The organism is Pseudomonas canadensis (assembly GCF_000503215.1).
In the GTDB taxonomy this organism is placed as follows: Bacteria; Pseudomonadota; Gammaproteobacteria; order Pseudomonadales; family Pseudomonadaceae; genus Aquipseudomonas; species Aquipseudomonas canadensis.
In genome coordinates, this window is sequence record NZ_AYTD01000017.1 from 308,783 (window position 1) to 329,935 (window position 21,153).

At 60.7% G+C, this 21,153-nt stretch carries 21 protein-coding genes; 7 read left to right on the plus strand and 14 right to left on the minus strand.

Going from position 1 to position 21,153, the window contains the following annotated elements:
• Positions 1 to 4: 4 nt before the first annotated feature.
• Both U367_RS0120160 and U367_RS0120165 read right to left on the minus strand, forming a co-directional pair.
• Positions 5 to 670, minus strand: coding sequence for a fumarylacetoacetate hydrolase family protein (locus tag U367_RS0120160; protein WP_028618354.1), 666 nt, complete (start codon positions 668 to 670; stop codon positions 5 to 7).
• A 21-nt stretch (positions 671 to 691) separates the two neighbouring features.
• Entirely contained in the window at positions 692 to 2,086 is a 1,395-nt protein-coding gene (locus U367_RS0120165) for an FAD-binding oxidoreductase (RefSeq protein WP_016979015.1), read from the minus strand.
• Positions 2,087 to 2,291: 205 nt separating this feature from the next.
• Between U367_RS0120165 and serA the strand changes: the two genes are divergently transcribed.
• Entirely contained in the window at positions 2,292 to 3,521 is a 1,230-nt protein-coding gene (gene serA / locus U367_RS0120170; RefSeq protein ID WP_003195214.1) for a phosphoglycerate dehydrogenase, read from the plus strand.
• Between the two features lie 63 nt (positions 3,522 to 3,584).
• Here the strand turns inward: serA and U367_RS0120175 are convergent, their stop codons facing one another.
• Positions 3,585 to 4,025 (minus strand): DUF4399 domain-containing protein, encoded by a 441-nt coding sequence (locus U367_RS0120175; RefSeq protein WP_028618355.1) that lies wholly within the window; start codon positions 4,023 to 4,025, stop codon positions 3,585 to 3,587.
• 134 nt (positions 4,026 to 4,159) lie between these two features.
• On the opposite strand from U367_RS0120175, the gene U367_RS0120180 reads away from it, so the two are divergent.
• On the plus strand, positions 4,160 to 4,684 hold the full coding sequence (locus U367_RS0120180; RefSeq protein WP_032864412.1) for a transporter substrate-binding domain-containing protein: 525 nt from the start codon (positions 4,160 to 4,162) through the stop codon (positions 4,682 to 4,684).
• Here the strand turns inward: U367_RS0120180 and U367_RS0120185 are convergent.
• Both U367_RS0120185 and U367_RS0120190 read right to left on the minus strand, forming a co-directional pair.
• Entirely contained in the window at positions 4,678 to 5,166 is a 489-nt protein-coding gene (locus tag U367_RS0120185; RefSeq protein WP_028618357.1) for a DUF523 domain-containing protein, read from the minus strand. The genes U367_RS0120180 and U367_RS0120185 overlap by 7 nt on opposite strands.
• 2 nt (positions 5,167 to 5,168) lie before the next feature.
• Positions 5,169 to 5,801, minus strand: a complete 633-nt coding sequence (locus U367_RS0120190; RefSeq protein WP_028618358.1) for a 2OG-Fe(II) oxygenase — start codon at positions 5,799 to 5,801, stop codon at positions 5,169 to 5,171.
• Positions 5,802 to 5,932: 131 nt separating this feature from the next.
• On the opposite strand from U367_RS0120190, the gene U367_RS0120195 reads away from it, so the two are divergent.
• Positions 5,933 to 6,685, plus strand: coding sequence for a DUF2059 domain-containing protein (locus U367_RS0120195; protein WP_028618359.1), 753 nt, complete (start codon positions 5,933 to 5,935; stop codon positions 6,683 to 6,685).
• A 43-nt stretch (positions 6,686 to 6,728) separates the two neighbouring features.
• Here U367_RS0120195 and U367_RS0120200 read toward each other — a convergent pair whose 3' ends face one another.
• Complete coding sequence (locus tag U367_RS0120200; RefSeq protein ID WP_028618360.1) at positions 6,729 to 7,652, minus strand: alpha/beta hydrolase; 924 nt, start codon at positions 7,650 to 7,652, stop codon at positions 6,729 to 6,731.
• Between the two features lie 99 nt (positions 7,653 to 7,751).
• On the opposite strand from U367_RS0120200, the gene U367_RS0120205 reads away from it, so the two are divergent.
• Both U367_RS0120205 and U367_RS0120210 read left to right on the plus strand, forming a co-directional pair.
• Positions 7,752 to 8,327 (plus strand): DUF6436 domain-containing protein, encoded by a 576-nt coding sequence (locus U367_RS0120205; protein WP_028618361.1) that lies wholly within the window; start codon positions 7,752 to 7,754, stop codon positions 8,325 to 8,327.
• A 31-nt stretch (positions 8,328 to 8,358) separates the two neighbouring features.
• On the plus strand, positions 8,359 to 10,713 hold the full coding sequence (locus U367_RS0120210) for a penicillin acylase family protein (protein ID WP_028618362.1): 2,355 nt from the start codon (positions 8,359 to 8,361) through the stop codon (positions 10,711 to 10,713).
• A 50-nt stretch (positions 10,714 to 10,763) separates the two neighbouring features.
• Here the strand turns inward: U367_RS0120210 and U367_RS0120215 are convergent, their stop codons facing one another.
• The gene (locus U367_RS0120215; protein WP_028618363.1) at positions 10,764 to 11,666 is read right to left on the minus strand and encodes an AraC family transcriptional regulator; all 903 of its coding nucleotides are present in this window, start codon (positions 11,664 to 11,666) and stop codon (positions 10,764 to 10,766) included.
• A gap of 103 nt (positions 11,667 to 11,769) precedes the next feature.
• Here U367_RS0120215 and U367_RS0120220 point away from each other — a divergent pair, with 103 nt between their 5' ends.
• Positions 11,770 to 12,123: a carboxymuconolactone decarboxylase family protein gene (locus tag U367_RS0120220; protein WP_028618364.1), complete on the plus strand. Its 354-nt coding sequence runs from the start codon at positions 11,770 to 11,772 to the stop codon at positions 12,121 to 12,123.
• On the opposite strand, the gene U367_RS0120225 is transcribed toward U367_RS0120220, so the two are convergent.
• A complete protein-coding gene (locus U367_RS0120225) occupies positions 12,101 to 13,066 on the minus strand; it encodes a GlxA family transcriptional regulator (protein ID WP_028618365.1) in 966 nt (321 codons plus the stop codon). The genes U367_RS0120220 and U367_RS0120225 overlap by 23 nt on opposite strands.
• Positions 13,067 to 13,351: 285 nt before the next feature.
• Here U367_RS0120225 and U367_RS0120230 point away from each other — a divergent pair, with 285 nt between their 5' ends.
• Entirely contained in the window at positions 13,352 to 13,993 is a 642-nt protein-coding gene (locus U367_RS0120230) for an HD domain-containing protein (RefSeq protein WP_028618366.1), read from the plus strand.
• 131 nt (positions 13,994 to 14,124) lie between these two features.
• On the opposite strand, the gene U367_RS0120235 is transcribed toward U367_RS0120230, so the two are convergent.
• The 6 genes from U367_RS0120235 to U367_RS0120260 all read right to left on the minus strand — a co-directional run bounded on the left by U367_RS0120235 (position 14,125) and on the right by U367_RS0120260 (position 21,129).
• Positions 14,125 to 15,009 carry an ABC transporter permease subunit gene (locus tag U367_RS0120235; RefSeq protein ID WP_003195236.1) on the minus strand — a complete coding sequence of 295 codons (885 nt, stop codon included), beginning with the start codon at positions 15,007 to 15,009 and terminating at the stop codon, positions 14,125 to 14,127.
• Positions 15,006 to 15,926 carry an ABC transporter permease subunit gene (locus tag U367_RS0120240; protein WP_016979002.1) on the minus strand — a complete coding sequence of 307 codons (921 nt, stop codon included), beginning with the start codon at positions 15,924 to 15,926 and terminating at the stop codon, positions 15,006 to 15,008. Before U367_RS0120240 ends, U367_RS0120235 begins: the two co-directional genes overlap by 4 nt.
• Complete coding sequence (locus tag U367_RS0120245) at positions 15,923 to 17,065, minus strand: ABC transporter ATP-binding protein (RefSeq protein ID WP_028618367.1); 1,143 nt, start codon at positions 17,063 to 17,065, stop codon at positions 15,923 to 15,925. The genes U367_RS0120240 and U367_RS0120245 overlap by 4 nt, the downstream gene beginning before the upstream one ends.
• A 71-nt stretch (positions 17,066 to 17,136) precedes the next feature.
• Complete coding sequence (locus U367_RS0120250; protein ID WP_028618368.1) at positions 17,137 to 18,231, minus strand: polyamine ABC transporter substrate-binding protein; 1,095 nt, start codon at positions 18,229 to 18,231, stop codon at positions 17,137 to 17,139.
• A 240-nt stretch (positions 18,232 to 18,471) separates the two neighbouring features.
• Positions 18,472 to 19,566 (minus strand): polyamine ABC transporter substrate-binding protein, encoded by a 1,095-nt coding sequence (locus U367_RS0120255; RefSeq protein WP_028618369.1) that lies wholly within the window; start codon positions 19,564 to 19,566, stop codon positions 18,472 to 18,474.
• A 198-nt stretch (positions 19,567 to 19,764) separates the two neighbouring features.
• On the minus strand, positions 19,765 to 21,129 hold the full coding sequence (locus U367_RS0120260; RefSeq protein ID WP_028618370.1) for an aspartate aminotransferase family protein: 1,365 nt from the start codon (positions 21,127 to 21,129) through the stop codon (positions 19,765 to 19,767).
• Between the last annotated feature and the right edge of the window lie 24 nt (positions 21,130 to 21,153).

Consider the following 21,153-nt stretch of genomic DNA (forward strand, 5'->3'; position numbering starts at 1 on the left):
GGGTTCAGCGAACGCTGCTTTCGAAGCGGCTCACACCCGACAACTCCAACACCAGCTCATCGCCCACATTCAGCGGGCCCACGCCGGCCGGGGTGCCGGTGAGGATCACATCGCCCGCTTGCAGCGAGAAGCAACCGGCCATGTGCTGGATCATCGGAATGATCGGGTTGAGCATCTGCGCGCTGTTGCCATCCTGGCGCACTTCGCCATTGATGCTCAGGCGGATGCCGATGTCGGTCACGTCTGGGAAGGTGCTGCCCACCACGAACGGCGCGATTACCGCCGCACCATCGAAGGACTTGGCGATTTCCCACGGCAGGCCCTTGGCTTTCAGCTCGGCCTGTTTGTCGCGCAGGGTCAGGTCCAGGGCCGGGGCGAAGCCGGAAATCGCATCCAACACTTCTTCACGGCTGGGCTTGGTCGACAAGGGTTTGCCGATCAATACCGCGATTTCCGCCTCGTAGTGCACCGAGCCGCGTTCGGTCGGGATGCTGAAACCGCCTTCCAGCGGCACCACGCAGCTGCCCGGTTTGATGAACAGCAGCGGCTCGGTGGGCACCGGGTTGTCCAGTTCCTTGGCATGTTCGGCATAGTTACGCCCGATACATACCACTTTGCCGAGCGGAAAGTGGATGTTGGTGCCGTCGACATACTTGTGCTGGTAGCTCATGGAACGACTCCTTCAGGGCGATTAAACAGCGAAGATCTTGCCAGGGTTCATGATCCCGTTCGGGTCGAACACGGCTTTGACGGCCTTCATGTATTCGATTTCAACCGGCGAGCGGCTGTAGGTCAGGTAGTCACGCTTGGTCATGCCCACGCCGTGTTCGGCGGAGATCGAACCGTTGTACTTCTCGACGGTTTCAAACACCCACTTGTTCACAGTGGCGCACTTGGCGAAGAACTCGTCCTTGCTCAGGTTTTCTGGCTTGAGGATGTTCAGGTGCAGGTTGCCGTCGCCGATGTGGCCGAACCAGACGATTTCAAAATCTGGGTAGTGTTCGCCGACAATCGCGTCGATTTCCTTCAAGAACGCCGGTACTTTGGAGACAGTTACCGAGATATCGTTCTTGTACGGGGTCCAGTGGGAAATGGTTTCGGAGATGTACTCGCGCAGTTTCCACAGGTTGTGCAGTTGGGTTTCGCTCTGGCTCATCACGCCGTCCAGCACCCAGCCCTGCTCGACGCAATGCTCAAAGGTTTCCAGCGCGTGGTTGGCGACTTCTTCGGTGGTGGCTTCGAATTCCAGTAGCGCGTAGAACGGGCACTCGGTTTCGAACGGCGCCGGCACGTCGCCACGGCCCATGACCTTGGCCAGGGCCTTGTCGGAGAAGAATTCGAAGGCGGTCAGGTCCAGCTTGCTTTGGAACGCGTGCAATACCGGCATGATCGAATCAAAGTCGGTGGTGCCCAGCACCATCGCGGTGAGGTTTTTCGGCGCACGGTCCAGGCGCATGGTGGCTTCGACCACAAAACCCAAAGTGCCCTCGGCGCCGATGAACAGCTGGCGCATGTCGTAGCCGGTGGCGTTCTTGATCAGGTCGCGGTTCAGCTCAAGTACGTCGCCCTTGCCGGTGACAACCTTCATGCCGGCCACCCAGTTGCGGGTCATGCCGTAACGAATCACCTTGATCCCGCCGGCATTGGTGCCGATATTGCCGCCAATCTGGCTGGAACCCGACGATGCGAAGTCCACCGGGTAGTACAGGCCCTTTTCTTCAGCGACGTTCTGCAATTGCTTGGTGACCACGCCCGGCTGGCACACGGCGGTGCGGTCGGTGAGGTTCACGTCGAGGATCTGGTTCATATAGTCGAACGACACCACCACTTCGCCATTCGCCGCCACGGCAGCGGCCGACAAGCCAGTACGTCCGCCCGATGGCACCAGCGCCACCTTGTGGGTATTGGCCCAGCGCACAATAGCCTGGACCTGCTCAGTGGTCTTGGGGAAGACGATGGCGGTCGGCGCGGGTGCGAAGTGCTTGGTCCAATCCTTGCCGTAAGCCTCCAGGGAGTCTGCATCGGTCAGCACTTTGCCGGGCTCAACCAGGGTCTTTAGCTCATCAATCAGGGCAGGATGGGTCATCGACAGAACTCTCGAACAATTCATGGTCATCCTGAGAACGCTTCACGTCGCAGGAATAGGTGTTTAGCGGGGCGCGTATGCTAGCATACCGCCCCCGCAGGACAGAGCCCAAGGGCGTTTCTGCGGTGACGGCTTTCCTGCCGTCCGGGTCAGCTTGTGCTGCTCGATTCCCTGCCATTTTTCTCCGGGATACAGGTTTACGCAGATGAGCAAGACTTCTCTCGATAAGAGCAAGATCAAGTTCCTTCTTCTGGAAGGCGTCCACCCATCGGCTGTCGACGTTCTGAAAGCCGCCGGGTACACCAGCATTGAGTACATCACCAGTTCTCTGCCGGAAGCCCAACTCAAGGAAAAGATCGCCGACGCGCACTTCATCGGCATTCGCTCCCGCACTCAGCTGACCGAAGAGATCTTCGATCACGCCAAGAAACTCGTGGCGGTCGGCTGTTTCTGCATCGGCACCAACCAGGTCGACCTCAACGCAGCGCGCGAGCGCGGCATTGCGGTGTTCAACGCACCGTACTCCAACACCCGCTCCGTTGCGGAGCTGGTGCTGGCCGAGGCCATCCTGTTGTTGCGCGGCATTCCTGAGAAGAACGCTTCCTGCCACCGTGGCGGCTGGATCAAGAGCGCAGCCAATTCCTTCGAAATCCGCGGCAAGAAGCTGGGTATCGTCGGTTACGGCTCGATCGGCACTCAGTTGTCGGTCCTGGCTGAAGGCCTCGGTATGCAGGTGTTTTTCTACGACACCCTGACCAAGCTGCCATTGGGCAACGCCACGCAAGTGGCCAGCCTGACCGAGCTGTTGGGCATGTCCGACATCGTGACCCTGCACGTTCCGGAAACCGCTGAGACCCAGTGGATGATCGGCGAGAAGGAAATCCGCGCCATCAAGAAAGGCGGCATCCTGATCAACGCTGCCCGTGGCACCGTGGTCGAGCTGGACGCCCTGGCCGACGCGATCAAGGACAAGCACCTGATCGGCGCCGCCATCGACGTGTTCCCGGTGGAGCCGCGCTCCAACGACGACATCTTCGAAAGCCCGCTGCGTGGCCTGGACAACGTGATCCTGACCCCGCACATCGGCGGTTCCACCGCTGAAGCGCAGGCCAACATTGGCCTGGAAGTGTCGGAGAAGCTGGTCAAGTACAGCGACAACGGTACGTCGGTGTCGTCCGTAAACTTCCCGGAAGTGGCCCTGCCGGCTCACCCTGGCAAGCACCGTCTGCTGCACATCCACCAGAACATCCCTGGCGTGATGATGGAGATCAACAAGGTTTTCGCGGAAAACGGCATCAACATCTCCGGTCAGTTCCTGCAGACCAACGAGAAGGTCGGCTACGTCGTGATCGACGTCGACGCCGAGTACTCGGACCTGGCGCAAGAGAAGCTGCAGCACATCAACGGTACGATTCGTAGCCGCGTGTTGTTCTAAGGCTTCCACTGCACCACGAAAAAGGGAGCCCCTCGGGCTCCCTTTTTTACATCTGAACAAATCTTATTTGACGTTAACCGTGATCACTTTCGAGGCTACAGTCGGGTTGAACTGCATGTGCAGCTTGTCGCCGGCCACCAGTTGCAAGGTGTGCTTGCCTGGGGTGAGGGTCAGTTCGGTTTCGGTCTGGGCCTTGCCGTAGTGGATCACGGTGTCGGTGGCCGGGATCGGCACGCTGGCGTCAGGCAGTTCTTTCTGGTCGATCAGCAGGTGGTGGTGACCGGTGCCTGGATCCTGGCTGGTGGCCGGGGCCAGTTTCAGGCCTTCCATGCCGAATTTGACGGTGAAGGTTTTATCGACCGTCGCGCCGTCTTTAGGCGAGACGATGAATACTTTGGCATCTGCAGGTGGAGCGCTGCGCGGGATACCGTCCGCAGCAGTGGCCAACATCGAAGCACCCAGCAGCAGGGAGGCCAGGGTGGCACGGGACAAAAGGGCTTTCATTCGCTTCTCCAGTTTTTCTATGAAATCTGTAGGGTTATGACAACTTCGCGACAAATTGCTGTCCAAGGCACTCAACACCATAGCAAAGCGATGCTGAACGGCGCCTCGCACATTAAAAATCTCTAGGAGTGACCATGCGCTTTTCGCCTGGCCTGTTACTGCTGCTTCCCCTTCTAAGTCCCTTGGCGCATGCCGAACTGCTCGATGATGTATACGATCGAGGCGAACTGCGCATTGCACTAGTGGCCGACAACCCGCCATACAGTTTCAAGGAAGGAAACAAACTCACCGGTTTGGAAGTAGAACTCGGCGAGCAACTGGCCAAGGAGATGGACGTACGCGCATCGTTCATTACCACCGATGCGAATGACCTGCTGCCAGGAGTGGAAAGCGGCAAGTACGACGTAGCGATGAACTATATCGCTGTGACTCCCAAATTGCAGGATCGGTTCGATTTCAGTGAGCCTTACGGCGAATCCCGTGGGCGCATGACAGGCCCGTCGACCCTTTATGCGATGCCGTTCCAAAAGGGCAACCCGGCATTCAAGTTAAGCCTGAACAACGCACTGCAACGACTCAAATCCGACGATCGATTCAGGGAGCTGTTGCAGAAGTGGCTTGTAGATTACCCCAACCGTCCGGCGGCCCAGACTCAATAACCGCAGGCCTGCAATGCCTGCGCGGCTTGTGCCAGTTCCAGCTCACTGAACACCAACACCCCATGCTGCTTGAGCAACGCAGCCGTCACACCTTCGCCACTCACCTTCACGCCACTGAAGGTGCCGTCGTAAGTCAGCAGATTGCCGCACGACGGGCTATTGGCCTTGAGCACGGCGATGCGGATGTTATGGCGCTGCACCAGCGCCAGGGCCTGGCGCGCCCCCTCAAGGAACGCCGCGCTGAAATCTTCGCCCTCGGCGGTGAGTACCTGGGCGCGACCCTCCCAGACATCCACGCCTTGCCCGCCTGGAATTTCGGCAGCGGGGCGAGGCGTCGGCAAACCACCCGACACTTCCGGGCAGATGGCAACCACACGGCCTTCGGCCTGCCACACCGCCAACTGGTCGAACGGCCCGCTGGCCCCACCGTCGTAGCGCACCTTGTGCCCCAGCAGGCAGCGGCTGATCAGAATCTTTTGCATACTTAAAACGGCTCGTTACCCCGCCGACGAAACCAACCAGTGAGGGACAGGCGTTCGCGCGTGGCGGGTAGAACTTCATGGGGCACTTCGCCCGACAGGAACACCACCAGGCAACCGCCGGTGGGCACCACATCGTATTCGACGCCGTCCTTGAGGTACATGCGCAACTGGCCACCATGCTCGGGCAGCCAGGCATCGTTCAAGTAGATCACTGCCGAGACCATGCGCCGGTCATCGTCGCGAAAACGGTCCAGGTGCTTGAGGTAGAACGCCCCCGGCGGGTACATGGCGAAATGGCTCTCGAAATCTTCCAGGCCGAGGAACAGGCCACGGTTCATCGCCAAACGCAGGCTGTCCATCAGCGCCATGTAGGTGTCGCAGATCGCCGCGTCACCGTCCTCCAGCCACTGGATATGGTCACCGCGAATGCCTTCGCGAATCTCCTGGGCCGGGCCACGCCCTACCGCCGCCGGAGCCAGCTCACCCTCGGCCGCACGTTTACGGCACTCAGCCGCCAGTTCCAGGGTCAGAGCCTGGGGCAGGAAGCCGTCCTGCCGGGACCAGCCCTTTTCGGCCAGGTCGTCGACAATACGTTGCAGCAAGGGGTGATCGAGGGGTATTTGCATGGCGCGCATAGTATCCATACGCCTGTGAATCCGACAGAGCCACCGAGCGTCTGACTGCACTTTAGTCAGGTGACTGATAGGACTTCTCGACAAATCCTACGCCCGACACGGACAATAGTGGCCGACTGACAGGAGTCCATATGCGTCGTTTGTTTTTTTCCTTGCTGATGTTCTGCGTTTTGCCCGCCTGGGCAGACGGCCATGACCAGTTGTACAAGGTCGCCGGCTGGGCCGAACAACGTGCGCATTTCAATGACGCCCTCAGCGCCGCCCAGCAGCGCTACCGCAACAGCCTGCCGCCGGCGGTGTACCAGGCGCTGGTGGACAACAGCAATAAACGCTTTGCCGCCAAGGCGGTGGACCAGCGTGCCGAAGCACAGTTGCGCAAAAACCTGGCGGACCCTAAGCCGGCCCTGGCGTTTTTCCAATCGCCCCTGGGCCGCAAGATCGTCGCCGCCGAGTTGCTCGCCACGCGCCGTGATCAATTGGCGAAAAACGCCCAAGGCCTGCCGAAAATCGAAGCCGACGCGACTCGCAGCCTGATCATCGGCCACCTGGCCCAGGCCCTGCCGGCCCGTGAAGCCGGCGCGGAAGTCAGCCTGGCGATTGCTGGTGTGGCGGCCGATAGTCTGAGCCAGATGATTCCCGGCCTGTTGGGCGGCGGGCAGGCCCAAGGCATGTTGAACGGCCAGCGTGAGCGGTTGATGCAGCAGATCGACAAAGATCTGAACAACACGCTGCTGTACGTCTATCGGGATTTGTCCGACCCGGAGCTGGAAGAATTCGCGACGTTTGCCGAGTCGCCGGAGGGCAAGGCGTATTACCAGGCGGCCCTTGCCGCTATTCGTGCCGGGCTGGCTGTCGGCCAAAGCACCTCAAGCCTCGCCCCCTGACCCCTTGTAGGCGCTGGCTTGCCTGCTCCTACAGTGGGGTGAGTCAGGTCAGGTGGTGGGTGAGATAGCTGAAGTATTGCTGGCGAATCTCTGGAATCTCATTGGCCAGGTGATGCCTGCCACGCGGCAGCATCAACACCTCGGGCTGGTCGAACTTGCTCCGTAGCACCTGCAGGTTGTGCTGCCAGTCCACCGTCATATCTTCCTCACCCTGCACAATCACCGGCCGACGTGGGCTACGCGGTGCGGCTTCGATGCGTTTGATCCAGCGCGCCAAGGCGCCGACCCAGGCGGTCGGCAGTTGGCGCGGCTGCAGCGGGTCGGCTTCCAGGAACGGCTTGAACGCCGGATCGTGGGTGTTCTCGCTGAATCGCCGCGCAATGCCTTTGACGAACGGGCGCAGCAGGTAATAGCTGACCTGCGACCACCCCCAGGCACGCGGCCGCACCAGGGGTGACAGTAGGAAAGTCTTGCCCTGGGCCGGGCTGTCGGCGCCATGGTTGAGCAGGTGATCCACCACCACCGCGCCGCCGGTGCTTTGCCCGAACAGGTGCCAGGGTTGCGGCAGTTGCAGCGCTTGCGCCTGGGTGAACAGCGCATTCACCACCTGTTGATACACCGCAAAATCATCGATGCTGGCACGCACGCCACTGGACAGGCCGTGCCCCGGTAAATCGCAGGCGATCACCACGAAACCCTGCTCCAGCGCCCACTTCACCACATGGCGGTACAGCCCCATGTGGTCGTAGAAACCGTGGAACATGAACATCGTCGCCACCGGCGTGGGCGGCCACCACACCTGCGCCACCACCTCAAAACCCTCCACTTCGAAACGCCCCAGACGGCTCACGGCCTGGTCCAGACCGTAAAAACGCTGGTAGACCCGCGCCTCGGCTGAAAGCGGTTGCGCATCCACCAGGGGCCGCAAGCTTTCGCGCAGATGATCAGGGTCAAAGGTAACGGGCATAAAGGCTTCCAGACTTGCGGCAAAGATGAATATCGAGCTGCGATATTCATCTGTCAGGACAAGCATGGCAAGCTACGCGACCTTCGAGGATACAACTGAATGCGACAGCCCTACCGCACCGCCTTGTTCGCCAGCCTGATCCTGGTTATCTGCGCCGGCGTGCTATGGGCAGCGTATGACTGGTTCCAGGGCCGCTACCTGCGCGCCTTCAGCGAGCACACGGCGGTGTTTTCCGGCGACCCGTTGAAGCTACCCGCCGACCTTGCCGGCCCCGGCCCGATTCGCCTGGTGCACTTCTGGGACCCGGCTTGCCCGTGCAACGTCGGCAACCAGCAGCACCTGGGCGAGCTGATCGAGCAGTACGCGCCCCAAGGCGTCGAGTTCTACGCCCTGCAAAAGCCCGGCAGCCACGGCCAACTGCCCGACAACCTGCGCAGCATGAAAACCCTCACCGCCCTGCCCGGCGCCGAGCAGGTGCCGGCCAGCCCGGCCGTGGGTATCTGGGATCGCAGCGGCAAGCTCGCGTACTTCGGGCCCTACAGCGAAGGCCTCACGTGTAATTCCAGCAACAGTTTTATTGAGCCGATCTTGAAGGCCCTTGAAACAGGACGCGAGGTAAATGCCACGCACACCCTGGCGGTGGGCTGCTATTGTTCTTGGCCAAAAGGCTCGTAACTCGCCACCCCACTCTTGGTAAGGAATGTTCATGAAGCGCGTCTTGCGGGTTCTCGCGGTTCTTGTCGTGCTGGTCGCCCTCGGCGCCGGTTGGTACCTGTACAGCAAGCAGCCCACCCGCCAGGGCACGGCAACACTGGCCAACCTGCAAGGCTCGGTCACCGTGCGTTACGACGACCGTGGCGTGCCACACATCCAAGCCGAGAACGAAACCGATCTTTACCGCGCCCTGGGCTACGTGCACGCCCAGGACCGGCTGTTCCAGATGGAGATCATGCGGCGCCTGGCCCGTGGCGAGCTGGCCGAGGTACTCGGGCCCAAGGTGCTGGAGACCGACAAGTTGTTCCGCAGCCTGCGCATTCGCGACCGCGCGGCCGCCTATGTCGCGCAACTCGACCACGAGTCAGCGCACTGGAAGGCCCTGCAAGCCTATCTGGACGGGATCAACCAGTATCAGGACAACCACGCCAGCCCGATGGAGTTCGACGTGCTGGGCATCCCTAAACGACCGTTTACCGCCGAGGACACCATCAGCGTCGCCGGGTACATGGCCTACAGCTTTGCCGCCGCGTTTCGTACCGAGCCTGTGCTGACGTACATCCGCGACCAACTGGGCAGTGACTACCTGAAAGTCTTCGACCTGGACTGGCAGCCCAAGGGCGCCCTCAACCTCGCCACCAGCGATTGGCAAGCCCTCGGCGCCATCGCCTCCCTGAGCGAACAGGCCCTGGCCGACAACGGCCTGCCGCAGTTCGAAGGCAGCAACGCCTGGGCCATCAGCGGCAACCGCACCAAGAGCGGCAAACCGTTGCTGGCCGGTGACCCGCATATCCGTTTTTCGGTGCCGTCGGTGTGGTACGAGGCGCAGCTGTCTGCGCCGGGGTTCGAGCTATATGGCTACCACAACGCACTGGTGCCGGTGGCGTTCCTGGGGCACAACCTGGACTTCGGCTGGAGCCTGACCATGTTCCAGAACGATGACCTCGATCTCATCGCCGAGAAGGTCAACCCGGACAACCCCAACCAGGTCTGGTACCACGACCAATGGGTCGACATGAGCAGCACCGAGCAGCAAATCGCCGTGAAAGGCCAGGCGCCGGTGACGTTGACCCTGCGTCAATCCCCCCACGGCCCGATCATCAATGACGTGCTGGGCGAAAACGCCGGCAAGACGCCGATTGCCATGTGGTGGGCGTTCCTCGATACCCAGAACCCGATCCTTGAGGGCTTCTACCAGCTCAACCGTGCCGACACGCTGGTGAAGGCCCGTGCGGCGGCGGCCAAGGTGTCGGCGCCGGGGCTGAATATCGTGTGGGCCAACGCCAAGGGCGATATCGGCTGGTGGGCGGCAGCGCAGTTGCCGATCCGCCCGGCCGGGGTCAACGCCGGGTTTATCCTCGACGGCAGCACCGCCCAGGCCGACAAGCTGGGCTTCTACCCCTTCAGCGCCAACCCCCAGGAAGAAAATCCGGCACGCGGTTACGTGGTATCGGCCAATGCCCAGCCGGTCTCACCGACTGGCATGGAGATTCCCGGTTACTACAACCTGGCCGATCGCGGCCAACAGTTGAACGCGCAGCTGAGCGACAAGAGCGTGAAGTGGGATGTGAACAACAGCCAGGCCTTGCAGCTCGGCACCACCACCGCCTTTGGCCCACGCCTGTTGGCGCCGCTGTTGCCGGTGCTGCGTGAGGTGGTCAAGGATCCGGCGCAGTTGAAACTGGTGGAGCAGCTTGCAAGCTGGAAGGGTGACTACCCGCTGGACTCGACCAGCGCCACGCTGTTCAACCAGTTCCTGTTCAACCTGGCTGACGCCGCCTTCCACCCGAAACTGAGTGACGGAATGTTCAAGACCCTGCTCGGCACCCGCGTGATCGACGCTGCCTTGCCACGCCTGGCCGCCGCGCCGGATTCGCCGTGGTGGGACGGCAAGCGCGCCGACACCGTCAAGCTCGCCTGGGACAACAGCCTCACGCACCTCAAGGCCACCTTCGGCGATGACCCGAGCCAATGGCAGTGGGGCAAGGCCCATACCCTGACCCACGGCCATCCGCTGGGCTCGCAGAAACCCTTGGACCTGATCGTCAATGTCGGCCCGTTCCCGGCGCCGGGCACCCACGAAGTGCCAAATAACCAATCGGCCAATATCGGCCCGGCACCGTGGCCCGTCACCTACGGGCCTTCGACTCGCCGCCTGATCGACTTCGCCGACGCGGCCCACGCGTTGACCATCAACCCGGTCGGCCAAAGCGGTGTGCCGTTCGACAAGCACTATGGCGACCAGGCAGAAACCTACATCGAAGGCGGCTATGAGCAGGCGCATTTCAGCGATGAGGAAGTGACGGCGAATACGCGTGGCACACTGAAACTGCTACCCGCCAGATGAGCGCCTGGAACTCGGTCAACTGCTCCCACATTGGATATACGCTACAGCGGCTATCGTGCCCGCACCCGGCCCGGCGCCTCGCCATAGGTCTCCTTGAATTTCTTGCTGAACGCCGCCTGGGACTGGTAACCCACCTGGGCGGCGATATCCAGCAGGCTCAGGTGCGACTGGCGCAACAGGTTGAAGGCCAGTTCCATGCGCAACTGGGTCAGCAGCACCCACGGCGATACGCCCGCCACTTTCACGAACGCACGCATGAAGGTGGCGCGTGACATCGTCGCGGCAGCCGCCAGGCTGTCGATGGTCCACTCATGCCCCGGATCGGCCAGCATCGCCTGCCAGGCTTTGCTCAAGCGCTTGTCGGCGAGCAACGCGAAGGTGCCGGCCACGGGCGCCTGGCGGCTCAGCCAGGTGCGCAGGATCAGCGTGAACAGCGCCGACGACAACGCGTCGATAAAGGAGCGCGCGCCCAATTGCTGGCCGTCCGCTTCACTGCGCAATAACGCGATCAACGCCGCCAGTTGGCCGTCGCCCTGCCACTCGCGGCTGGACACCACCAGGTACTCCGGCAACGCGCCGAGCAGCAATGACTGGCGGTTGTAGTGGAAACTGCCACAGAGCATGTCCAGGTCCGGCCGGTCGCCGCCCAGGCGATGCACCGGGAGCAGGCCACCGCTGACCACTTGCGGTTGCATCGGCCGAATCCGCGCACCCTGGCTGCGCAGCAAATGGGTGGCACCGCCGGGCATCAGCAGGATATCGCCCTCCTCCAGCGTCACCTGCTGCCCGCCGGACAACTCGGCACGACAGGTGCCGCTGAGCACGATGTGGTAAGGCGCCACGCCGAGGCTTTCCGGTGAATGACCCAGGGCCCACTCCCCCTGGAATTGGCAACGTAGATCTAGACTGCCGCGCAGGTTGGCCAGCGCGATGAGCGTGTCGATCGAATTCATTTGCGAGCATCGGTCAAAAAGATGAGCGGATTGAACAATAACGCCACCCCCGAACGGAAGAGACTGGCTCCACACCACCCACACCTGTTCAGGAGTTACCGCAATGTTCAATAACTGGTCCGACTTGCTGCCTACCGTAAAGAAAGCCTTTGGCACACTGGGCAAGAGCAACCCGAAGATGGTCAAAGCCTACATGGCGCTGGGCGAGGCCGCCGAAGAAAACAACGTGCTCGACGCCAAGACCCGTGAACTGATCTCCATCGCCGTGGCCATCACCACCCGCTGCGACGGCTGCATCGGCGTGCATGCCGACGCGGCGATCAAGGCCGGCGCCACTCGCGAAGAAGTCGCCGCTACCCTGGCCACAGCGATCTCGCTGAATGCGGGCGCGGCGTACATCTACTCGTTGCGCGCACTGGAAGCCTACGACACCCTCAAACCGGCGCCGCAAAGTTAAGCCGGAACTGTTGCGGCGTCACGCCCAGCCGGCGGTTGAACACACTGCGCATGTGCTGGGCGTCGCGAAAGCCGCATTGGTAGGCAACGGTCTTGAGCGGCGCGGGGCTGCTTTCGAGCATGACCCGTGCCGCGTCTACCCGCGCCCGTTCGACAAATTCCGCTGGTGTGATCCGCGCCTCTCGGGCAAACACCCGGGAGAAATTACGCGCGCTCATATTGGCCGCCTTGGCCAGGTCGGCAATGGTCAAATCCCCTGTTAGGTTCGCCAACACGTACAACTGCACCAGCGCCACCGCCGAGGTGGTTTCGGCGTGGGGGGTGAGGAACGGACTGAACTGCGACTGCCCGCCCGAGCGCTGGGTGAACACCACCAGGCGCTTGGCCACGCTCAACGCGATTTCCGGGCCGTGATCCTGGGCCAGCAAATACAGCGACAGATCGATGCCCGCCGTGACCCCGGCCGAGGTGTAGAGGTTGCCGTCCTGCACGTAGAGGCGGTCGGCTTCGACCTGGGCTGTGGGGCACAGGCGCGCCAGATCCGCCGCGTCATTCCAGTGGGTGGTCACGGTTTTGCCGTCCAACAGCCCGGCGCGTGCCAGCATGAAGGCGCCGTTGCAGATCGAGCCGAAACGTTGCGCACGGGCACTGGCGCCACGCAGCCAGTCATCGAACTCGGCGCCGAAGTCTTCGAAGGGCAACTGCGGGCCGCCGGCGACCAACAGCAGGTCGTAGGCTCGCAGGGCTTCGCTGTAGTGATGGTGGGCCTGCAATGACAGGCCGTTGGAAGCGGCCATGCTGCCGTGGCCGAAGCCGATCACGTCCAATTGGTAATGGTCTTGCGGCGGTAGAAAACGGTTGGCTTCGCAGAACACGTCCATGGGGCCGGTCACGTCCAGTGACTGGACGCCGGGGAAGATCAGGATGGCGACGGTTTTGCCCATGAATGGTTAGCCTTGGTTAACTGAATGAACACAAACCCATGTGGGAGCGGGCTTGCTCGCGAATGCGGTGGATCAGTCGACACATGTATTAACCGACATACCGCATTCGCGAGCAAGCCCGCTCCCACACTTGATCCTCTCAGGCTTCAAGAGATTACTCCGGCTGGCACGATGTGACGGCACATTGGCCGGGATCGCATCCTCGCCGCCATAGCCCCTTCGCGGACACGCGACCAGACTGGACTCATCGGCGCCACCCCCGGCGCTTTGTTGAGGAGAACGACCATGAGCACCACCATCGCCGGCATCCAGATCCCGGACAGCGCCCTGGCCAAGGCCACCACCGAATACATCCGCGACGTCGAATCCGACCTGCTCTACCACCACTCCCGCCGGGTATTCCTGTTCGGCGCCTTGAGCGGCGAACGCAAGCAACTCGCTTACAACCCGGAGCTGCTCTACGTCGGCGCGATGTTCCATGACCTGGGCCTGGTGGAAGGCCTTCGCAGTGACAACGAGCGCTTCGAAGTCGACGGTGCCAACGCCGCCGCCGCTTTCCTCAAGCCTTACGGGCTGAGCGATGACGACATCGAACAAGTGTGGCTGTCCATCGCCCTGCACACCACACCGGGCGTACCGCAGCATCTGCGTCCGACCGTGGCGCTGGTGACGGCCGGTGTGGAAATGGACGTGCTGGGCATGGACTACGCCGCGTTTTCCAGCGTGCAGCGCGAAGCCGTGGTGCATGCGCATCCACGCGGTGAAGGGTTCAAGGAGTGCATCATCTGCGCGTTTGCCGACGGCTTGCGCCATCGTCCGCAGACCACGTTTGGCAACGTGAAGACGGATGTGCTGGTGGATCAGGAGCCGGGGTTCAAGCCGATGAATTTTGTAGAGGTGATCCGCAAGTCTCCCTGGACTGCATAGTTGACCTGAAATGCAATCAACTGTGGGAGCTGGCTTGCCTGCGATGAGGCCCTGCCAGTCGACTCATCTGTCGACTGATAGACCGCTATCGCAGGCAAGCCAGCTCCCACTTCTTTACCGCATTCCGTCAGTTAGACCGGTGCAGGTGCCCGACGCTTGTCCGGCTGCTGCCAGCCATCGGCGGCGGCTTCTTCAATGGCTTGCTGGATGGCTTTCTTGCGGTGCTCTTCGGCACGGCGGCTGAAGAACCACACCAGGAACGTCACCAGCGACACCGCCAACAGGATCAGGCTGGCCACGGCGTTGATCTCGGGTTTAACCCCAAGGCGCACTGCCGAGAACACTTCCATCGGCAAGGTGGTCGAACCCGGCCCCGACACGAAGCTGGCCAATACCAAGTCATCCAGCGACAGTGCGAACGACATCATGCCGCCCGCCGCCAACGACGGCGCGATCATCGGGATAGTGATCAGGAAGAACACCTTCCACGGCCGTGCACCCAGGTCCATCGCCGCTTCTTCGATCGACAAGTCCAGCTCACGCAGTCGCGCCGACACCACCACCGCCACATACGCCGCACAGAACGTGGTGTGGGCGATCCAGATGGTGACGATGCCACGCTCCTGGGGCCAGCCGATCATTTGCGCCATGGCCACAAACAGCAGCAACAGCGAAAGACCGGTGATCACTTCGGGCATGACCAACGGCGCAGTCACCAGGCCACCGAACAACGTGCGGCCCTTGAACTGGCTGATGCGCGTCAGCACGAAGGCCGCCAACGTACCCAGCGCCACCGCGGCCACCGCCGTGTAGCAGGCGATTTCCAGGGAGCGCGCCACCGAGCCCATCAACTGGGTGTTGTCCAGCAGGCCCACGTACCACTTGATCGACCAACCACCCCACACTGTCACCAGCTTGGATTCGTTGAACGAGTAGATCACCAGGATCAGCATCGGCAGGTAGATGAACAACAACCCCGCCACCAGCATAAAGCTGGAGAATCTGAAGCGCTTCATATCTTGCCCTCCATCTCTTTGGCTTGGCTGCGGTTGAACAGGATGATCGGCACGATCAGGATCGCCAGCATCACCACCGCCAGGGCAGACGCCACCGGCCAGTCACGGTTGTTGAAGAATTCTTGCCACAACACTTTACCGATCATCAGGGTTTCCGGGCCACCTAGCAGTTCCGGGATCACAAACTCACCCACCACCGGAATGAACACCAGCATGCACCCCGCGATGATGCCGTTCTTGGACAGCGGCACAGTGATTTTCCAGAAGCTGTTGAAGGTGCTCGACCCCAGGTCGGATGCGGCTTCCAGCAGGCTCTGGTCGTGTTTCACCAGGTTGGCGTACAACGGCAGGATCATGAACGGCAAGTACGAATAGACCACGCCGATATACACCGCAATGTTGGTGTTGAGGATCTGCAGCGGCTCGTTGATCAGCCCGATGGACATCAGGAAGCCATTGAGCAAGCCGTTATTGCTGAGGATGCCCATCCACGCATAAACGCGGATCAGAATCGCGGTCCAGGTCGGCATCATGATCAGCAGCACCAGCACGGTCTGCATCTCTTTGCGCGCACTGGCAATGGCGTAGGCCATCGGGTAGCCGATCAGCAGGCACAGAAGCGTGCTGAAGAACGCCATTTTCAGCGAGCCCAGGTACGCGGCGATGTACAACTCGTCGTCGCCGAGCATCGCGTAGTTGCCCAGGTTGAGCACCAACTGCAGTTTCTGCTCAACGAAGGTGTAGATCTCGGTGTACGGCGGGATCGCAACGTCGGCTTCGGCAAAACTGATCTTCAGGACGATGAAGAACGGCAGCATGAAGAACAGGAACAGCCACAGGAAGGGAATGCCAATGACCGCATGACGGCCACTGGGCGTTATTCGTTGCAGGCGGCGCTTGAGCTTCTTCATGTTCATGAGCGAAGTACCACGCCGCTGTCGTCTTCCCACCACACGTAGACCTGGTCACCCCAGGTTGGCCGCTGGCCACGGCGCTCGGCGTTGGCCACGAAGGACTGCACCAGCTTGCCGCTCGGCAGCTCCACGTAGAACACCGAGTGACCGCCCAGGTAGGCGATGTCGTGCACCTTGCCGCTGGACCAGTTGTGCTCGCAGGTCGGCATTTCGGTGGTGACCAGCAGTTTTTCCGGGCGAATCGCGTAGGTCACCGACTTGTCTTCCACCGACGTGGCGATGCCGTAACCCACGTAGATGTCGCGGTCCAGGTCCGGGCACTTGAGCACCGCATGGCCTTCGGCGTCATCGACCACTTGGGTGTCGAAGATGTTGACGTTGCCGATGAACTCGCACACCAGACGGCTGGTAGGCGTTTCGTAGATGTCGATCGGGCTGCCGATCTGGGCGATCCAGCCCAGGTGCATGATCGCGATGCGCTCGGCCATGGTCATGGCCTCTTCCTGGTCGTGGGTCACCATCACGCAGGTCACGCCGACGCGCTCGATGATTTCCACCAGTTCCAGCTGCATCTGCGAACGCAGTTTCTTGTCGAGGGCGCCCATGGGCTCATCGAGCAGCAGCAGTTTCGGGCGCTTGGCTAGGGAACGGGCCAGGGCCACACGCTGACGCTGGCCACCGGACAACTGGTGCGGCTTGCGCTTGGCGTACTGGCTCATCTGCACCAGCTTGAGCATCTCGGCCACGCGGGCGTCGATCTCGGCCTTGGGGATCTTGTCCTGTTGCAGGCCGAACGCGATGTTCTGCGCCACGGTCATGTGCGGGAACAAAGCGTAGGACTGGAACATCATGTTGATCGGCCGCTCATAGGGCGGCATATCAGTGATGTCCACACCGTCGAGGTAGATGCGGCCCTCGGTCGGGCGCTCGAAACCTGCGAGCATGCGCAGCAAGGTGGACTTGCCCGAACCCGAACCGCCGAGCAGGGCGAAGATCTCGCCTTTCTTGATTTCCAGGGACACATCGTCCACGGCAATCGTCTCGTCGAACTTCTTCGTGACCCGGTCGATTTTGACCAGCACCTTCTTCGGTGTCTGGTCCCCTTCGAGGGCTTTCTTATAGGCGCCGGAGGCAACTGCCATTTACGAAACTCCCAACAAAATTGCTGTTCGCCCGATGTAGGCGAACCCAGGATAGTTTGAGCTTTAAAGCTTTATTTGCCCGTCTTGACCTTGGTCCAGCTACGGGTCATCAAACGTTGCACTTTCGGGGGTAGCTCGAAGTTGACAAAAGTCCTGTCGAGTACCGCCTGCGGTGGGTAAACCGCTTCGTCCGTGCGTATCGATTGCTCCATCAGTTTGTCCGCCCCAGGGTTAGGGTTGGCGTAACCGACGTAATCACTGACCTGGGCGATCACCTCAGGTTGCAGCAAATAGTTGATGAAGGCGTGGGCTTCTTTGACGTTGGTGGCATCCTTGGGGATGGCCAGCACGTCGAACCACAGGTTGCCGCCTTCTTTCGGAATCGCGTAGGCGATGTTCACGCCCTTGCCCGCCTCGGCCGCACGGGCCTTGGCCTGAAACACATCGCCGGAGAAACCAGCCGCCACACAGATGTTGCCGTTGGCCAGGTCCGAGATGTATTTGGAAGAATGGAAGTAGGTCACGTACGGCCGCACTTTCAGCAGCTTCTCTTCGGCCTTCTTGTAGTCATCCGGGTTCGTACTGTTGGGGTTCAGGCCCATGTAGTTGAGCACCGCCGGCAGCATTTCATCCGCCGAGTCCATGAACGACACGCCGCACGTCGCCAGCTTCTTCATGTTCTCAGGCTCGAACAGCACCGCCCAGGAGTCGATATGGTCGACGCCCAGCACTTCCTTCACTTTATCGACGTTGTAACCAATGCCATTGGTGCCCCACAGGTACGGCACGGCGTACTGGTTGCCCGGGTCATTCTTTTCCAGGCGCTTGAGCAGCGCCGGGTCAAGGTTGGCGTAATTCGTCAGCAATGACTTGTCGAGCTTCTGGAACGCCCCGGCTTTGATCTGCTTGCCCAGGAAGTGGTTGGACGGCACCACCACGTCGTAACCGGTACGCCCGGCCAGCAGCTTGCCTTCCAGGGTTTCGTTGGAGTCAAACACGTCATACACGGGCTTGATGCCGCTGGCCTTTTCGAAGTTGGCCAGGGTGTCGGTGCCGATGTAATCCGACCAGTTATAAATATGCACCGTCGGTGCGGCCTGCACGCTCAACGTCAGCGTGATACCTGCACCCACCAGCATGGCTTTGAGAAATAAAGAAATTGGCAAGTGGAGGTCCTCTTAAATAGTTGGGCCCAAAGTTGTTGCCCGGCAACAAAACCGGCGCGCAACTTACCCTCGATAAACCGATCCGGCAAAACTTTCTGTCATTTAATTTATGGGAGGGAGCGTGCTGTGGTGAGGGGGCTTGTCCCCCGCCGGGTTCACCGCAGATTGATTGGGCTGCTTCGCAGCCCAGCGCGGGGCAAGCCCGCTCACCACATTTCCCCCTCCCACAGCTTTTAAGGCTTATTTACCGGACTTGATCTTGGTCCAGCTGCGTGTCATTTCACGCTGGGTTGCAGCCGGCAGGTCAGCAATGGCGTAGAGCTTGGCCTGCACGTCCGCTGGCGGGTAGATGCCCGGGTCGCTGGTGATTTCTTTGTCGACCAGTGCGGTAGCCTTCTCGTTACCGTTCGGGAAGTGCACGCTGTTGGTGATTTCAGCCATGACTTCCGGTTTGAGCAGGTAGTTCATGAACTTGTAGGCGGCGTCGACGTTCTCGGCATCTTTAGGGATGGCGACCATGTCGAAGAAGCTGCCAGCGCCTTCTTTCGGAATATCGTAGGCCACCTTGACCTTGCCACCGGCTTCAGCCGCGCGGGACTTGGCCTGTTCGATGTCACCCGAGTAACCCACGGCCACGCAGATGTTGCCGTTGGCCAGGTCGGAGATGTATTTGGACGAGTGGAAGTAGCCGATCGAAGGACGGATTTTCAGGAACAGGTCTTCAGCCTGCTTCAGGTCGGCCTTCTTCTGGGTGTCGGTCGGCAGGCCCAGATAATGCAGCGCCACCGGCAGCATTTCGGTTGGCGAATCGAGGAAGCTCACGCCGCAGCTTTTCAGCTTGGCGATGTTCTCTGGCTTGAGCAGCACGTCCCACGAATCGATCTTGTCCACGCCCAGCGCGGCCTTGACCTTCTCCGGGTTGTAGCCGATGCCGATGGAGCCCCACATGTACGGGAAGGCGTGCTTGTTGTCCGGGTCGCTGACCGACACGGCTTTAAGCAGGGATTTGTTCAGGTTGTCGTAGTTGGATAGCTTGGACTTGTCCAGCTCCTGGTAGACACCGGCCTTGATCTGCTTGGCGAGGAAGTTGTTCGACGGTACGACGATGTCGTAACCGGACTTGCCTGCCAGCAACTTGGCTTCCAGGGTTTCGTTGCTATCGAAAACGTCGTACACCACCTTGATGCCGGACTCTTTTTCAAAGTTGGCGATGGTGTCCGGTGCAATGTAGTCGGACCAGTTGTAGACGTGCAGCACTTTATCGTCGGCCTGGGCCGCGCCCGCCATTGCGCCCATCAGGGACAAGGCGAGGAGGGTCTTGCCAGCGTTCTTCAAACCTAATGCCTTCATTTGGTGATGCTCCAATTTTTTCTTTTTTGGGCCACAAGCTTCATATGTTTCGAGGCCCAGCCAAAGGGCAACAAAACAGGGCGACAGTCTGGCAAGTTCGAGGGCCGGCTTTCAACCAATGCCCCCATTTTTATAACCACTCAGACGCAGCGCCCGAAAGCCGCTGCGTTCTGAGCCTAGCACTTAGCCCTGCAATGCCGCCAAAGTCAGGTCCAGGCACTGGCGAGCCTTAGTGACCAGCTCGTCGATCTCTGCCTTGCTGATCACCAGCGGTGGCGAAATGATCATGGTGTCGCCGACGGCGCGCATGATCAGGCCATTTTCGAAGCAGAACGTGCGGCAGATCATGCCGACGCCCTTGCCCTCGTAACGCTTGCGGGTGGCTTTGTCCTGCACCAGTTCGATGGCACCGAGCATACCCACACCGCGCACTTCGCCCACCAGCGGATGATCCGCCAATTCCCTCAGACGTTTCTGCAAATACGGTGCCGTTTCGTCGTGGACCCGGTTAACGATTTTTTCATCGCGCATGATGCGGATGTTTTCCAGCGCCACTGCCGCCGCCACCGGGTGACCGGAGTAGGTGAAGCCGTGGTTGAAATCACCGCCTTCGTTGAGGACGTCCACCACTTCATCGCGCACGATCAGGCCGCCCATGGGGATGTAGCCCGAGGTCAGGCCCTTGGCGATGGTCATCATGTGGGGCTTGAGGTCGTAGAAGTCGCTACCGAACCACTCACCGGTGCGACCGAAACCGCAGATGACTTCGTCGGCAATGAACAGGATGTCGTACTTGGCGAGGATTTCCTTGATGCGCGGCCAGTAGGTGGCCGGCGGTACAATCACGCCACCGGCACCCTGGATCGGCTCGGCAATAAAGGCGCCGACGTTGTCCACGCCCAGTTCCAGGATCTTCTCTTCCAACTGGTTGGCCGCCCACACGCCGAATTCTTCCGGGCTCATGTCGCCGCCTTCGCCAAACCAGTAAGGCTGGGCGATGTGGGTGATGCCAGGGATCGGCAAGTCGCCCTGCTCATGCATATACGTCATGCCGCCCAGGCTGGCGCCGGCCACGGTGGAGCCGTGGTAGCCATTCTTGCGGCTGATGATGGTTTTCTTGTTTGGCTGGCCCTTGATCGCCCAGTAGTGGCGAACCATGCGCAACATGGTGTCGTTGCCTTCGGAGCCGGAACCGGTGAAGAACACGTGGTTCATGCCGGCAGGCGCGATGTCGGAAATGGCCTTGGCCAGTTCCAGCACCGGCGGGTGAGCGGTCTGGAAGAACAGGTTGTAGTACGGCAGTTGTTTCATCTGCTTGGCGGCGGCGTCAGCCAGTTCATCGCGACCGTAACCGATCGCCACGCACCACAGGCCGGCCATGCCGTCGAGGATCTTGTTGCCTTCGCTGTCCCACAGGTAAACGCCGTGGGCTTTGGTAATGATGCGCGGGCCTTTCTCTTTCAATTGCTTGAAGTCGCTGAACGGCGCCAGGTGGTGATCACTGCTCAAGGCTTGCCATTCACGGGTTTGCGGGTTGTTGCTGGACATACCAATCTCCTAGACTTTTCAGTG